This window comes from Maricaulis sp., from assembly GCF_048270265.1.
GTDB lineage: Bacteria > Pseudomonadota > Alphaproteobacteria > Caulobacterales > Maricaulaceae > Maricaulis.
On record NZ_JBLWTD010000001.1, the window covers coordinates 159,953 to 173,230 of the forward strand.

A 13,278-nucleotide genomic window follows, 5' to 3' on the forward strand; every position below is an offset into this window, starting at 1 on the left:
GATGCTCGCCACCGACGAGGCCACGGATATTGGCGCCCTCATGGTTTCGCCGGAGCGCTTCCTGAACCGGGAACTGTCCTGGCTGCGCTTCAACCGCCGCGTCATTGGTGAAGCGGAGAACCTCAATCACCCGGCGCTCGAGCGCCTGCGCTTCCTGTCGATCTCGGCCAGCAATCTGGACGAATTCTACATGGTGCGTGTTGCCGGATTGCGGGCACAGATCCGCAATGGCGTGACCGCATCCAGCCTCGACGGGCTGACGCCGGCCGAGCAGGTCGAGCACATCCATGTTCTCGCCGGCGAGTTGATGAGCCGGCAGCAGGCCCTATGGTGTTCGCTCCGCGAGGAAATGGCGGCACTCGGGGTTTGCGTACTGGGCGAGTCCGATCTCTCGAAAGCCGATATTGCCTGGCTGCGCGGTGAATTTCTCTCCCACACCCTGCCGGTGATCACACCGCTGGCGATCGATCCTGCGCACCCCTTTCCCTTCATTCCCAATCTCGGTTTCGCCCTGGCGCTGCAATTGCGCAATAACGGCACCGGCAAGATGATGAATGCGCTGATCCCGATGCCGTCGGGCGTCAAGCGCTTCGTCGAGCTGCCAACGCGCTCCCATGGCGGGCGCGGCCGGCCCGATCGCCGGTTCGTCACCCTGGAAACCGTGCTGTCGATGTATGTCGACGAGCTTTTCCCGGGCTATGAAATGGTTGGCCGCGGTGCCTTCCGTGTCATCCGGGACAGCGATATCGAGGTCGAGGAAGAGTCCGAGGACCTGGTCCTGGAATTCGAACGCCTGGTCAAGGAACGCCGCCGCGGCGTGATCGTGCGCCTGACGGTCGATGCGGAGATGCCGACGGCGCTGCGCAATTTCATCGTCGCCCACATGCATGCCGAGGAACAGGACGTGGTGCTGGTGCCGGGCCTGCTCGGCCTCGCCCAGGTCGACCAGCTGATCCCCGATGACCGCCCGGACCTGGTCTTCCCGGCCTATGAGCCACGTTATCCCGAACGTATCCGTGACCATGGCGGCGATTGTTTCGAGGCGATCAGGGAGAAGGACATCATCGTCCACCACCCCTATGAAAGTTTTGACGTGGTGGTGAAATTCCTGCGTCAGGCGGCGGCCGATCCCGATGTCGTTACCATCAAGCAGACGCTCTATCGCACCTCGAAGAACTCGCCGATTGTCGCCGCCCTGATCGAGGCGGCCGAGGCGGGCAAGAATGTCACTGCCCTGGTCGAGCTCAAGGCGCGTTTCGACGAGGAAGCCAATCTGAAATGGGCCCGCGACCTTGAACGCGCCGGTGTGCAGGTCGTCTATGGTTTCGTCGAGTACAAGACCCACGCCAAGATCTCGCTGGTCGTGCGGCGCGAAGGCACGGCGCTGCGCACCTATGCCCACTTCGGCACCGGCAATTACCATCCGATCACGGCGCGGGTGTATACCGACCTGTCGCTGTTTACCGCCGATCCCGCCTTCGGGCGCGACGCCGGGCGCATCTTCAACTTCGTCACCGGCTATGCCCGCCCGGAAAATCTCGAGCGGCTCTCGGTTTCGCCCCTGCGGCTGAAACAGGATTTGCTGGCACATATGGATGTCGAGATCGCCAACGCGAAAGCCGGCAAGCCGGCGGCGATCTGGGCCAAGCTCAACGCGCTGGTGCACCCGGAAATCATTGATGGCCTCTACCGCGCCAGCCAGGCCGGTGTACGCATCGAACTGATTGTGCGCGGCATCTGCTGCCTGCGCCCGGGCATTCCCGGCCTGTCGGACAATATCCGCGTCAAGAGCCTGGTCGGGCGCTTCCTTGAGCATTCACGCATTGTCTGTTTCGCCAATGGCGGCGAGATGCCGTCTCCGGCGGCCAAGGTGTTCATCTCCTCGGCTGACTGGATGCCGCGCAATCTCGACCGCCGGGTCGAACTGCTCTGCCCGATCCAGAACCCGACCGTGCACCGGCAGGTGCTCGACCAGATCATGGTCGCCAATCTCAATGACACCGCCCAGAGCTGGTATATGGACGGAAATGGCGAGTACCGCCGCGTCGACACCTCGGGCATGCAGAAGGCCTTCAGTGCCCACGCCTATTTCATGACCAATCCAAGCCTGTCCGGACGCGGCCATGCGCTGAAGAATGACCAGCCACCTGTACTCACGGGGGATGGTTAGGCCCCTTGGATCCCGTCAGCCTCACCGAGCCGGTTTTCCATGAGAACGCGGTGGAACGCGACATCGCCGTGCTCGATGTCGGATCCAATACCGTGCGCCTGGTACATTTCCGGCTTGAGGGGCGCGCGATCTGGCCGGTCTTCAACGAGAAGGTTATGGCGGGGCTTGGCCGCGGTCTGCGCCAGCGCGGCACGCTGCATCCGGACAATGTCGATATCGCCATGCGGGCCCTGAAACGCTTTGAGCGCCTGCTCGACGCCAAGGGCGTGAGTGAGCGCTATGCTGTTGCTACCGCGGCCGTGCGCAATGCGAGCGACGGGCCTGAATTCGTACAGCGTGTGGCGGCGGAGACCGGCTTCAAACTGCGTGTCCTGTCGGGGCCGGAGGAGGGCGAACTCTCCGCCCTTGGTCTGGTGACCGGTATTCCCGGCGCCCATGGCATGATGGGCGATCTCGGCGGCTCCAGCCTTGAGCTGACGCCGATCGATCATGGTGCGCTCGGTGCGGGGCAGACTTTTGCCCTCGGGCCCCAGGAAGGCATACCGCCGGGCCCGTGGGATACAGAGGCTGTCTCCGCGCTGATCGATGAACGCTTGCGCGAGGCCGGTGTCCTGGCCGGGCAGGGTGGTGAATTCTACGCGATTGGCGGTGCCTGGCGCTCGCTGGCCCAGCTGGCCTTTGCACGCTCAGACTATCCCCTGCGCGTCGCGCACCAGTTTCGCATTGATGCCAAGCGGGTACGGGAACTGACGCGGCTGGCCAGCCGGCTCAGCACTGCGTCCCTGGCGGGTATTCCCGGCATTTCCTCGCGCCGCGCCCCGACCATTCCCTATGCGGCCCTGTTGCTCAGCCGCATTGTCGAGATGGGGAAGTTTTCCAACGTCGTCTTCTCCGCCTATGGCCTTCGCGAGGGCGTGCTGATGCAGCAACTGCCCGCCGCCGTGCAGGCGATCGACCCCTTGATCGCCGGTGCGGAGGCGCTGGCGCGGCCGGTCTCGCCGACCCCGGATTTCGGGCGCTCCCTGGCGCAATGGATCGCCCCGGCCATGGCCAATGTCGACACGGTCTTCACGCCGCGCCGCGACCGGGTCCTGCAGGAAGCCGCCGCCCGGCTGGCCGATCTGGGCGCGCGCCGCCACCCCGATCACCGTCTTGAACTGACCCGTGACAGCGTGCTCTACGCGCCCTTTGCCGGCATCGATCATGCCGAGCGGGCCTTTCTCGCCGCCGTGATGCACCATCGGTATGGCGGCCGCCGCAGTGCACTGGACGAGCTTGCGGTCTTTCATCTGATCGATGAGGCGCAGCATGATGTCGCCCAGATGCTTGGTTGCACCCTGCGCCTGGCCGCCAAATTGTCGGGCCGTTCGGCGAGCCTGCTCGACTGCTTCACCCTGCGCGTGGAGCCTGGCCTGGTGTGCCTGGACGTCGATGAAAGCGTGCGCGACCTTTATGTCGAACGCTCCGTCTCCCTGCTGGGCAATCTGGCCGCTGCGATCGGTCGCAAGGGCGAGGTCCGGTATATCGACGCCTAGGCCGATCCTCTTGGTTTAGCTCATAAATTATGCGCGTCCCGGCGGAGCGCGTTGACGGTGCATCAACCTCGTTTGGCTACACCCGCTTGCATGGGACGACTGGATTTCTTTCGGCGGGGGGGCTTGCCCCGTATCCGCACCGCGCTCTTGGGGTTGTTTGGCGAAGCCGAAGCCCCCCTGGTGATTCCGCCCGACAGCGCGGGCTGGGTCCGTGCGCGGCAGGTGGCGACCTATCAGCGCTATAGCCTGGTAATCGTGACCGCCAATCTCATGAATGCCGGCCTGATGGCGGCAGTGATGTATTCCAGTCCGCTGCGCTGGATCGTTGTGACCTGGGCGCTGGCGATTACCGGCCTGATGCTGGTCTTTCTCTACCAGTGGGCCAAACGCCTCAAGCAACCGGCGCGGGAAACACGCTCGGCCGGGTCGATCAATCGGGCTGTGCGCGACACGGCGGTTCTCGGCGCTGTCTGGGGAGCCCTGCCTGCGCTTTGTTTTGCCAGCTCGCCGCCGGAGATCCAGACGATCATCGCCACGGTGGTGGTCGGGATGATGTGCGGCGCAGCCTTCATCATGCTCAGCATCCCGCGCGCCGGCTTCAGCTTCATCGGACTGCTGGCGCTCGGCGGTTTTATTGGCCTGCTGTCTGATCCGACCCCGCTGCACCTTTTTCTCTGCGCCCTGTTCGTTGTCTATATCGCGACAATGATCTTCAGCGTGCACCGGACCTTTGGCGAATTCGTCGGCCGCCTGCTGGGTGAACGCCTGGCCCGCGAGCAGACCGATTTGATCGGCATGCTGCTGCGCGACTTCGAGCAGGCGGCATCGGATTGGCTGTGGACCACCGACGCCTCAGGCCGGCTGGAAAGTGGCGCCGCGCGGTTCTGTCCTTCAGGGCAGCCTCCGGCTACCCTGCTCGACGGTTTCGAGGCAAACGCCGACACCTATGAGCTCGCGGCCATGATGCGCGAGCAGGACAGTTTTTCGCATCTTGTCGTACGCAGCACCTCCCATTGTGGCCATAGCTGGCTCTCCCTGACGGGGAAACCGATCTACCGGAATGGCGAGTTCTGTGGCTATCAGGGTGTGGCCGCCGATATCACTGCAGAACGTGAAAGCGCTGATCGCATTGCCCATCTCGCGGCCCATGACAGCCTGACCGGCCTGGCCAATCGCGAGACATTCCGGGCGACACTCCAGGAAATGCTCAATTATACCGACAGCCGCCGTGAGGCCGGTTGCCTGCTTCTGATCGATCTTGATCGCTTCAAGATCATCAATGACACGCTGGGTCACGCCGCGGGCGACAGCGTGTTGATCGAGGTCGCCAAGCGCGTTCGCGGGATCATCCGCACCGCCGGCGTGGTGTGCCGCATGGGCGGCGATGAATTCGCCGTCGCGATCAACCAGCCTGGCGGCGATCCGGTTTTGCTCGCCCGGCAGATCATTGATGCCATCGAGCGGCCATATCCGTTCGATGGCGCTGTGGCGAAATGTTCCGCCAGTATCGGCCTGCGCCGCGTAGCGCGCGAAGATGATGATCTGGAGATCCTGGTGCGACAAGCCGATCTGGCGCTCTACCGCGCCAAGGCGCAGGGCCGCGGCCATGTCGTTGAATTCGACTGGACTATGGATCTGGAAGCGCAGGAACTGATGCTGCTGGAACACGATCTGCGTTCAGCCATCGCCGGGGAGCAATTGCATCTCGTCTATCAGCCGCTGGCGGGAGCATCGACGGGCATCATCGCCGGTTGCGAGGCGCTTTTGCGCTGGGAACATCCCCGGCTCGGCAATATCGCGCCGGACCGCTTTATCGACCTGGCCGAACGCTCCGGTCTGATCGTGCCCGTTGGCGAATGGGTGATCCGCAGTGCGATTGCGGCGGCGGCGCAGATCCATCCGGGTATCCGTGTCGCGATCAATGTCTCGCCGATGCAATTGCGCAGCAACAATCTGTGCTCCGTCTTCGTCAACGCGCTCGCGGCCAATGGCGTCGCGGCGGAGCGGATCGAGGTGGAGATTACCGAGTCGGTGCTGCTGGCCGATACCGAAGCCAATCTGGCCGTGCTGCAGCAATTGCGCGCCCTGGGCCTGCGCATCAGCATGGATGATTTCGGAACCGGTTATTCCTCGTTCAGCTATCTGCGCAAGTTCGACTTCGACAAGCTCAAGATCGACAAGTCCTTCATCGACTGCCTTGGCAAGGAAGACAGTTCCGATGCGATTGTCGGTGCGATCATCGCGCTGGCACGGGTGCTGGGTATGCGCACGGTTGCTGAAGGCGTCGAGACCGGCAGCCAGCTCGCGGCGCTGTCGGCGCTCGGCTGTGACGAGGCCCAGGGCTATCTGTTTTCGAGGCCGGTGCGTCTGGACGCCCTGATCGACATGGTCGGCGCGGCGCCCGCCTTGCCTGCGGAGCCATTGGTGCCGCTCGCAGACGGCCCTGTCGTGGACATAGCGCAGCAGCGCGCCAGCTAGTCTGGTCTAGCCGGCCTTGCCGGGCACAGGCCGGGCAGCGACCTTGCCGTCTTCGAGCACCAGGGCGATCTCGCCGCGCTTGAGACCCATCGCCGGCTCGCCAAACACGCCCCGGCGCCAGCCGCGCATGGCCGGTACATCGGGGTCGTCACTGGCCGCGATCTTTTCCAGGTCAGGCATGGTCGCAATCAGGCGCGGCGCGACACCGGCCTCGTCAGCGACCAGTTTGAGATAGACCTTGAGCAATTCGATTGTCGGTCCGATGCCCTGTGGTGTCGGTGCCGGCTTCTCGACCTTGGGCGCATAGGCTTCAGGGTCGGCCATTGCGACTTTCATGTCGGCATACAGGCGTTCGGCCGGCTTGGAGCGCTCGAAGCCGCGCGGCACGGCGCGCAGGCCCTGCATCTGGCCCTCTTCGGTCGGAGCCAGGGTGGCGATCTCGTAGAGCGCATCATCCTTCATCACGCGCTGGCGCGGCATGTCGCGGGTCTGGGCCTCGCGTTCACGCCAGGCGGCTGCGGCGCGCAGTGCGGCGAGCCATTTGGGGTGGGTCTTGCGCAGTTTGAGGCGCTTCCAGGCGTCTTCCGGATCCATGCGATAGGTGTCGGGACTGGTCAGGATTGCCATTTCGTCCTGCAGCCAGCCGGTACGGTTCTTCTTCTCGAGCCGTTCGCGCATGATCGGATAGAGGTCGCGCAGATGCGTTACATCGCCCATCGCGTAAACAAGCTGATTGTCCGACAACGGGCGGCGCGACCAGTCGGTGAAGCGCGAGCCCTTGTCGACGGGGCGTTTGAGCAGCGTCTGGACCAGATTGTCATAGGCAATCGAGTCGCCCAGCCCGATCGCCATGGCGGCGACCTGGCTGTCAAACATCGGCGTCGGGATGAGCCCGTCACCGAGATTGTAGAAAATCTCCAGATCCTGGCGCGCGGCGTGGAAGACTTTCATCACCCGCTCATCAACCATCAGCTCCCAGAAGGGCTCGAGATCGATGCCTTCGGCGAGCGGGTCGATGATGACTTCGGTATCGCCGCCTGCGGCCTGGATCAGGCACAGGGCGGGCCAATAGACCGTCTCGCGCATGAATTCGGTGTCGACGGCCACATGTTCGGCCTGGAGGAGGGCATCGCAGGCCCGGGCGAGCTGGTCTGTTGTCGTGATAATGTTCATGCCTTGGCCTTTAGCCCCTGAGCCGGCTTTTGGCTATCACCGAGCCGCAGACGGTGCCTTGCGGCGCAGGGCGAGCCGCCAGATCGTCACCATGGCCACCAGGGCGCTGCCACCGGCAATCAGCAGGAATGCGGTCTGGATCGGCAAATGCCCCATGGCGATGAAGGCAAGAGTGAACTGGCCCAGTGTCGCCGTCGCCGCATTCATGATTCCGCCGGCCGCGAGCAGACGTCCGCGCAGTTCCGGTGCGGCGCGCCGCTGGGCCATCGCTTGCAGCGGCACGACAAACAGGCCGGCCGAGACAGCGGCGAGTCCGAGATCGGCGAGCAGGCGCCAATTGCCACGCTCGGCGAAGAAGGCGCCGGCATCCATCAGTGGCGCCCCTTCCGGCACCAGCGGGTTCGACCAGGTGGCCAGGGCGACATCGGTGGTGAAGATCACCAGGCCGATCGCACCGGCGATCGAGAAGGCGAGGGCGTCGCCCTTGCCGCTGAGCGCACCACAGAGCAGCGCACCGATCGCCGCGCCGACCGTGAACAGGGCGCTGAACAACAGCACGACTGTGGCGTCTGCGCCCAGGACCGAAGCGGTGAAGACGGGCATCAGCGTAATGATCGAGGCGGCCAGCATCCAGAACCAGGCCGCGCCGAGCAGTGGCCGCAGGACTTCGGGGGCCTTGAGCGCATAGCCGAGGACGCGGACGGTCTCGGCGATGAAGTTGAAGGTCACCGGCAGATCGGGATTGGCGGCCTCGACGTGCGGCAATTGCCGTGCTGACAACCAGCCGAGCAGGGCGATGAGGATCAGGCCGCCCGCGATCATTTCCGGTCCCATCGGCTGCACGGCGAGCCAGGTTCCCAGCGCCACGCCCAGCAGGATGGAGACATTGAGAAAACCGCTCAGCAGCGCATTGGCCGGCACGAGTTCATGGGCGGCGAGCAGGGTGGGCAGGGCGGAATTCTTGGCCGGCGTGAAGAAGGCCGACTGCGTGCCCATCAGGAAGAGGGTCGGCAGCAGGATGAGCGGCTGGCGCAGCACCAGGGCCAGGGCGGCCAGCAGCATGATCCAGATTTCCAGGTGCTTGGTGACGCGCATGATCTTGGTGCGGTCGTACTTGTCGGCGAGCCGCCCGGCGATGGCCGAAAACAGGAAAATCGGCAAGGTGATCATCGAGGCGGCAATCGGCACCAGGATGTCGCGATCAAGCCCGAACAGGGTCAGGCCGGAGAAGGTGACCATCGTCACCAGGGCATAGCGGAAGAGATTATCGTTCAGCGAGCCGAGGCATTGCGCCAGCAGCAGCGGAAGGAAGCGTCTCTGGGTGACAAGCTGGGCGGCAATCTTGGCACTCATGACTGTCCCTCCTCTTCGAGTTCTCGGGTACGGGTTTCAACGACATTCTGAAGGCGCTGCATGAAGATTTCACGCGGCAGGCCGGGCGGGATGGGATCAAGGAATTCGATGACGGCCGGGCCGGGATGTTTTTCCCATTCCTCTTCCGGCCAGCGCAGGCCGAGATTGGTCGCAACCGGCACCACGCTGCGTTCGAGCTCGGCATAGAGCAGGTAGACGCCCTTGCGGTAGCGCCGGGTGACGCCGACGGCGGCCATGCCGCCCTCCGGATAGATCAGGAGGGGGCGATGGTCGTCCGCGATCTGCTTGACGGCCTGCTGCAGCGCACCCTGGGCGCGTGTATGCCCCTGGGCATCGACCATGGTGGCGCCGGCGCATTTGACGATCCGGTCAACCAGCGGAAATTTCTCGATGCCATTGCCGATGACGAAGTTGAGATCGCCGGCCAGGGCCACCATCAGCGGTCCGTCGGCATAGGCCTGGTGTTTGGCGGCGATGATCACCGGCTCACCGACCGGCGGCTGGCCTCGCACCTCGACGGGGATGCCGCCGATCCAGTGCATGCACAGGCGGGTCGCCTTGCCATAGGCGATGATCATCGTCATCAGCGGGCGGCGGCCGGGCAGCCAGGCTGCAATATAGCAGATGATGGCGAACACGGCCGAGAGGGTCCAGAAGGCGATATTGAAGATAAGGGAACGCATTGCTCTACCCCCGCATTTGGTTGTTCTGTCAAACCAGGCGTTTATGCATGGTTGCGCTTGTTTTTGTTGTCTTTGCTGGATCAGAAACCGATTCTGTGCCCGCCGTCGCAAATTCAGCCTCCAGGGCACGGGAGCGGGTTTCGACGCGTGTCTCCAGCTCGGCCAGGAATTCATCGCGGTCGGCGCTCGGGGCCATGGGTTCCAGGAACTCGATCACCGCGGTGCCGGCGAATTTGGTCCATTTCTGTTGCGGCCAGCACTGGCCGAGATTGGTTGCGACGGGCACCACGGGACGGTCCAGCTGCGAGGAGAGCTGCCAGGCGCCCGAGCGGTAGCGCAGGCCGGTGCCGACCGGGGTGAGATGGCCTTCAGGATAGATCAGGATCGGGCGCGGCGAGCCTTCGCCCTGGGAGCGCTCGACGCCGGCGCGCAGGCTGGCCATGGCCTCGGGCCCGCCCTGGTTTGACACCACAATGGCGCCGCAACGTTTCAGCACCCAGCCGATCAGCGGGTAGTTGAGCATGTGGTCACCGCAGATGAAATTCACGTCGCCGCATTTGGCCATCATCACCAGACCATCGCCCCAGGACTGGTGCTTGGCGGCGAGGATGACAGCCTGGTTCTTTGGCGGCGTGCCGCGCACTTCGACCTTGATGCCGCAGATCCAGCGCATCAGCAGCACGGTCAGGCGGGCATAGGAGCGGATGCCGTGCATCAGCAGTTTGCGTCCCGGCACCAGGGCGAGAATGGCGCAGATTACCGCGTAGACGGCGGAGATAGTGTAATAGGCGAGGTTGAAGATCAGCGAACGCATGACGGTTCTCCGGAAGCTTGGGGGAAGGGCGCTCAGACGGCGCGCAGCACGGCCATGATGGCGCGCGTGAAAACGGGGATGAGTTCGGTCATCGGCTGTTGGATGCGGCCGAATATCCGGTATTCAGCCGGCTGCATCACCAGGCCGAGCGCCATGGCGGCGGCCAGTTCGGGGTCGCCGTCCGGAATTTCGCCATTGGCCATCGCCGCGGCGACGCGGGCACTCATCACGTTGGAGGGGTTGGCGCCGCCATCGCCGGACGCGGCGAGGAAATAGTTGCGATGGGTGAGGTGATAGGTGAATTGCGCCGGGTCACTCTCGGCCAGTTCGCAATAGGCGCTGACAACCGCATGCACCGTTTCTTCCAAGCTGGCATCGGGGCGGATATTGGCCGCGACCAGTTGCTGCAGACGGGCATGGATGGCCTCGAACATCAGCCGGGCGAGATCATCCTTGCTCTTGAAATGGCGATACATCGCGCCGTCGGAAATGGTGCAGGCCTCGGCGATCTGCTTGATCGACACGCCGTCCATCCCGTGACGGGCGAAGAGCTGCAGCGCGGCGCGCTCGATCCGCGCCTTGGTCGTGCCGCGCGGTGCCGTTACCCCGATATTCGGGTCGGCGCCTTCAAACAGGTCTTCGCGAAGTTTTCCGGCCATGGTCAGTCTCCGTGTGGCATGGAAGTAAGCGTTCATTCACATGCTGTTTCTCACAGCTCCGGGCGGGTTGCAAGTGAATAGTTACTTACGTCGCCGTGTTTATCCCGGCAGGGGGCAGCTTTCGCAACCCACACAGGGCTGGGCAGCCGGTGAAAAAGGGGTGAGGCGCGGCAACTGCGCGGCCTTCATGTGCAGTGGCATGAGGTTGCTGCCGGGCCGGTCGGGTCAGTATTGGCCGATCTGCATCGCGGCGCGGACCAGTTGGGAGGTCGAGTTGAGCTCGAGCTTGCCCATGATGTTTTCGCGATGCTTGCGCACGGTGGCGGCGCTGATCCCCAGCTTGTCGGCGATCTGGTCGACGGAATGTCCGCGGGCGATCTCGCGCAGGATATCCCGTTCGCGCCCGGTCAGATCCCCTGTGCCCAGCACGCCGCTCATGTCCATCTGGTCTCCGGAGGCAGGCCGCAGGCAGGGCGAATCGGCAACGGCCCGGATCGCCTCGATCAGGGTCTGGCGACCGGCCTCCTTGTGCAGGAAGCCCTCCGCGCATCGCGACAGGCGTTCGCGCTCGTCTTCATCCATATGCGAGCCGGTGAGCAGCAGGAAACGCGTTTCTGTGCCCTTGTCGCGCAGCTTGTTGATGACATCGACGCCGGTCATGTCCGGCATGGCGAAGTCGATCACGGCGACATCGGCCTCGACGCGGCCGAGCAGTTCGAGTGCTTCGGTGCCATTGCTGGCGCTGCCGGCGAGCTCGAAGGCATCGCTCATCTCGATCACCGCGGAAACTGCATCCCGAACGATGGCGTGGTCGTCGACGACGACAACGCGCAAGGGGAGGTGGCCGGGGTGTTGGTCACTCATTCTTGTGCCCTATATTGGTCACATCACTGACTGCGATGCTGCAGTAACTATCGCCGGGCAGGGTATTAGGCAATGGCGAGGAGGGGGTGTTGGGGGAACCGAAAATTCGACGCCTGGATGGTCGCTTCGACGATCCGGAGATTGAAACCGCGTTCATGCGTGACAGCTGGGCCGGGATCCGGGTGCAGGCCGCGCTGACCCTGATCGGCTTTTCCCTCGCCTGGATCGTCTCTACGGCGACCGACCTGATGTATATGCAGGACAGTCCGTATTTCCTGCCGACCCTGTCGGCCCGGCTGCTGTCGGGCAGTGTCGGCCTCCTGGGCGGCGCCTGGGTGCTGATGGCACGGCCAGGCTATGACAGCCGCGCCCTGCCGCTGATCGTTTATGGCTGGATCCTGATCTCGACCCTCACAGCGGTGATCGTGGCGTCGGTCTTTCCAACCGCTGAAGCCACGCCGGACGGGGTGGCGGATGTCCTGGTCTTCACCAGCTCCTGGATGTCATTGCACGTGCTGGCGATCGGTGTCGCGCTGGCGGCCTTCCCCTGGGGGATCGCTTTCATGTCCATGGCCTACATGATCACCTATCTCATCCTCGCCGTGGTCTGGAACGACCAATCGGAGCACCCGATGATCGCCCAGTCGGTGGTCGTCGTTGCCTGCTGTTTCTTTGCCTGGCTGATGGCGATCACCTTCAGCATGCGGGCCCGGCGGCGCTTCTACATCACGCGTCTGTATGAGCAGGCGAAAATCGCCGCCGAAAAGGCGCAGGAATTTTCATCCTTCCTGCTCGCGGCCACCGGTCATGATATCCGCCAGCCGATCTATGCCCTCGACCTCAATGCCAGCATGCTTGAGGAGCTGGTCGATGCGGAACAATGGGACAAGGTCAAACCGCTGGTCCAGCGTCAGAAACTGGTGGCGAGCAATGTCGCCAGCATGCTGTCCTCGGTTCTCGAGCTGTCCTATCTCGACAATGCGAAACGCCCGGTGACACCCACCCCCTGCGATGCGGGACGCTTGCTCAGGGACAGCGTCAGCGGCCTCAAGGATGTCGCGCTCAGCCGGGGCATGGCGCTGCATTGCGAACCCTGTTCCGCGCGGATCCAGGTCGATTCCGGGGTGGCCGGGCACATCCTGTCCAATCTGATTTCCAACGCCATCACCCATTCCAAGGGCTCCCGCCTGCTGGTGGGGGCCCGGCGCGCGGGGCAGTTCATCGATCTGGTCGTCGCCGATAACGGGGCCGGCATGGGGGATCGTGACCTGTTCCTCGAATCGCGGAGCGCCTTGGCCCGTATCAATGGCGGGCAACCATTGCGTTCGGGAATGGGGATGGAAATCATGTTCCGGCTGGCCGAACGCGGCGACCTGGCCTTGCGCATCACCTCGCGCCCCGGGCACGGCGTGATGGCCTGCCTTCGCTGCCCGCGGGTCTGAGGCGGTTCAGACCGCTGGAGCAGCCGGGCAAGCTGCTCCAGACGGCCCTTTCGTCTGCGGACCTCCCCGTGAGTCTCGCAGACTGC

The 13,278-nt window shown here is 63.9% G+C and carries 10 protein-coding genes; 4 read left to right on the forward strand and 6 right to left on the reverse strand.

What is annotated here, in order from left to right; translation table 11 throughout:
* Position 1: 1 nt before the first annotated feature.
* The 3 genes from ACN0YF_RS00830 to ACN0YF_RS00840 all read left to right on the forward strand — a co-directional run bounded on the left by ACN0YF_RS00830 (position 2) and on the right by ACN0YF_RS00840 (position 6,183).
* A complete protein-coding gene (locus ACN0YF_RS00830) occupies positions 2-2,170 on the forward strand; it encodes an RNA degradosome polyphosphate kinase (RefSeq protein ID WP_417493082.1) in 2,169 nt (722 codons plus the stop codon).
* A gap of 5 nt (positions 2,171-2,175) precedes the next feature.
* Positions 2,176-3,705, forward strand: coding sequence for a Ppx/GppA family phosphatase (locus ACN0YF_RS00835; RefSeq protein ID WP_417492961.1), 1,530 nt, complete (start codon positions 2,176-2,178; stop codon positions 3,703-3,705).
* Between the two features lie 123 nt (positions 3,706-3,828).
* Entirely contained in the window at positions 3,829-6,183 is a 2,355-nt protein-coding gene (locus ACN0YF_RS00840; RefSeq protein ID WP_417492962.1) for a putative bifunctional diguanylate cyclase/phosphodiesterase, read from the forward strand.
* 6 nt (positions 6,184-6,189) lie between these two features.
* Here ACN0YF_RS00840 and rnd read toward each other — a convergent pair whose 3' ends face one another.
* From rnd to ACN0YF_RS00870, 6 genes are all read right to left on the reverse strand, one after another.
* Positions 6,190-7,356 (reverse strand): ribonuclease D, encoded by a 1,167-nt coding sequence (gene rnd, locus ACN0YF_RS00845; RefSeq protein WP_417481503.1) that lies wholly within the window; start codon positions 7,354-7,356, stop codon positions 6,190-6,192.
* 36 nt (positions 7,357-7,392) lie between these two features.
* Positions 7,393-8,709, reverse strand: coding sequence for an MFS transporter (locus ACN0YF_RS00850; protein WP_417481502.1), 1,317 nt, complete (start codon positions 8,707-8,709; stop codon positions 7,393-7,395).
* Positions 8,706-9,413 carry a lysophospholipid acyltransferase family protein gene (locus ACN0YF_RS00855; protein ID WP_417492963.1) on the reverse strand — a complete coding sequence of 236 codons (708 nt, stop codon included), beginning with the start codon at positions 9,411-9,413 and terminating at the stop codon, positions 8,706-8,708. Before ACN0YF_RS00855 ends, ACN0YF_RS00850 begins: the two co-directional genes overlap by 4 nt.
* Positions 9,414-9,441: 28 nt before the next feature.
* Positions 9,442-10,227, reverse strand: a complete 786-nt coding sequence (locus tag ACN0YF_RS00860; RefSeq protein WP_417492964.1) for a lysophospholipid acyltransferase family protein — start codon at positions 10,225-10,227, stop codon at positions 9,442-9,444.
* 32 nt (positions 10,228-10,259) lie between these two features.
* Positions 10,260-10,886, reverse strand: a complete 627-nt coding sequence (locus ACN0YF_RS00865; RefSeq protein ID WP_417481499.1) for a TetR/AcrR family transcriptional regulator — start codon at positions 10,884-10,886, stop codon at positions 10,260-10,262.
* Positions 10,887-11,111: 225 nt separating this feature from the next.
* Positions 11,112-11,750: a response regulator gene (locus ACN0YF_RS00870; RefSeq protein WP_417492965.1), complete on the reverse strand. Its 639-nt coding sequence runs from the start codon at positions 11,748-11,750 to the stop codon at positions 11,112-11,114.
* Between the two features lie 155 nt (positions 11,751-11,905).
* Between ACN0YF_RS00870 and ACN0YF_RS00875 the strand changes: the two genes are divergently transcribed.
* Positions 11,906-13,192 (forward strand): sensor histidine kinase, encoded by a 1,287-nt coding sequence (locus ACN0YF_RS00875; RefSeq protein WP_417492966.1) that lies wholly within the window; start codon positions 11,906-11,908, stop codon positions 13,190-13,192.
* Positions 13,193-13,278: the final 86 nt, after the last annotated feature.

Excerpts from the sequence above, each read along its gene's own strand:
- ACN0YF_RS00830 (WP_417493082.1), top strand. The coding sequence starts at position 2 with ATGCTCGCCACCGACGAGGCCACGGATATTGGCGCCCTCATGGTTTCG.
- rnd (WP_417481503.1), bottom strand. The coding sequence starts at position 7,356 with ATGAACATTATCACGACAACAGACCAGCTCGCCCGGGCCTGCGATGCC.
- ACN0YF_RS00850 (WP_417481502.1), bottom strand. The coding sequence starts at position 8,709 with ATGAGTGCCAAGATTGCCGCCCAGCTTGTCACCCAGAGACGCTTCCTT.
- ACN0YF_RS00855 (WP_417492963.1), bottom strand. The coding sequence starts at position 9,413 with ATGCGTTCCCTTATCTTCAATATCGCCTTCTGGACCCTCTCGGCCGTG.
- ACN0YF_RS00860 (WP_417492964.1), bottom strand. The coding sequence starts at position 10,227 with ATGCGTTCGCTGATCTTCAACCTCGCCTATTACACTATCTCCGCCGTC.
- ACN0YF_RS00865 (WP_417481499.1), bottom strand. The coding sequence starts at position 10,886 with ATGGCCGGAAAACTTCGCGAAGACCTGTTTGAAGGCGCCGACCCGAAT.
- ACN0YF_RS00870 (WP_417492965.1), bottom strand. The coding sequence starts at position 11,750 with ATGAGTGACCAACACCCCGGCCACCTCCCCTTGCGCGTTGTCGTCGTC.
- ACN0YF_RS00875 (WP_417492966.1), top strand. The coding sequence starts at position 11,906 with ATGCGTGACAGCTGGGCCGGGATCCGGGTGCAGGCCGCGCTGACCCTG.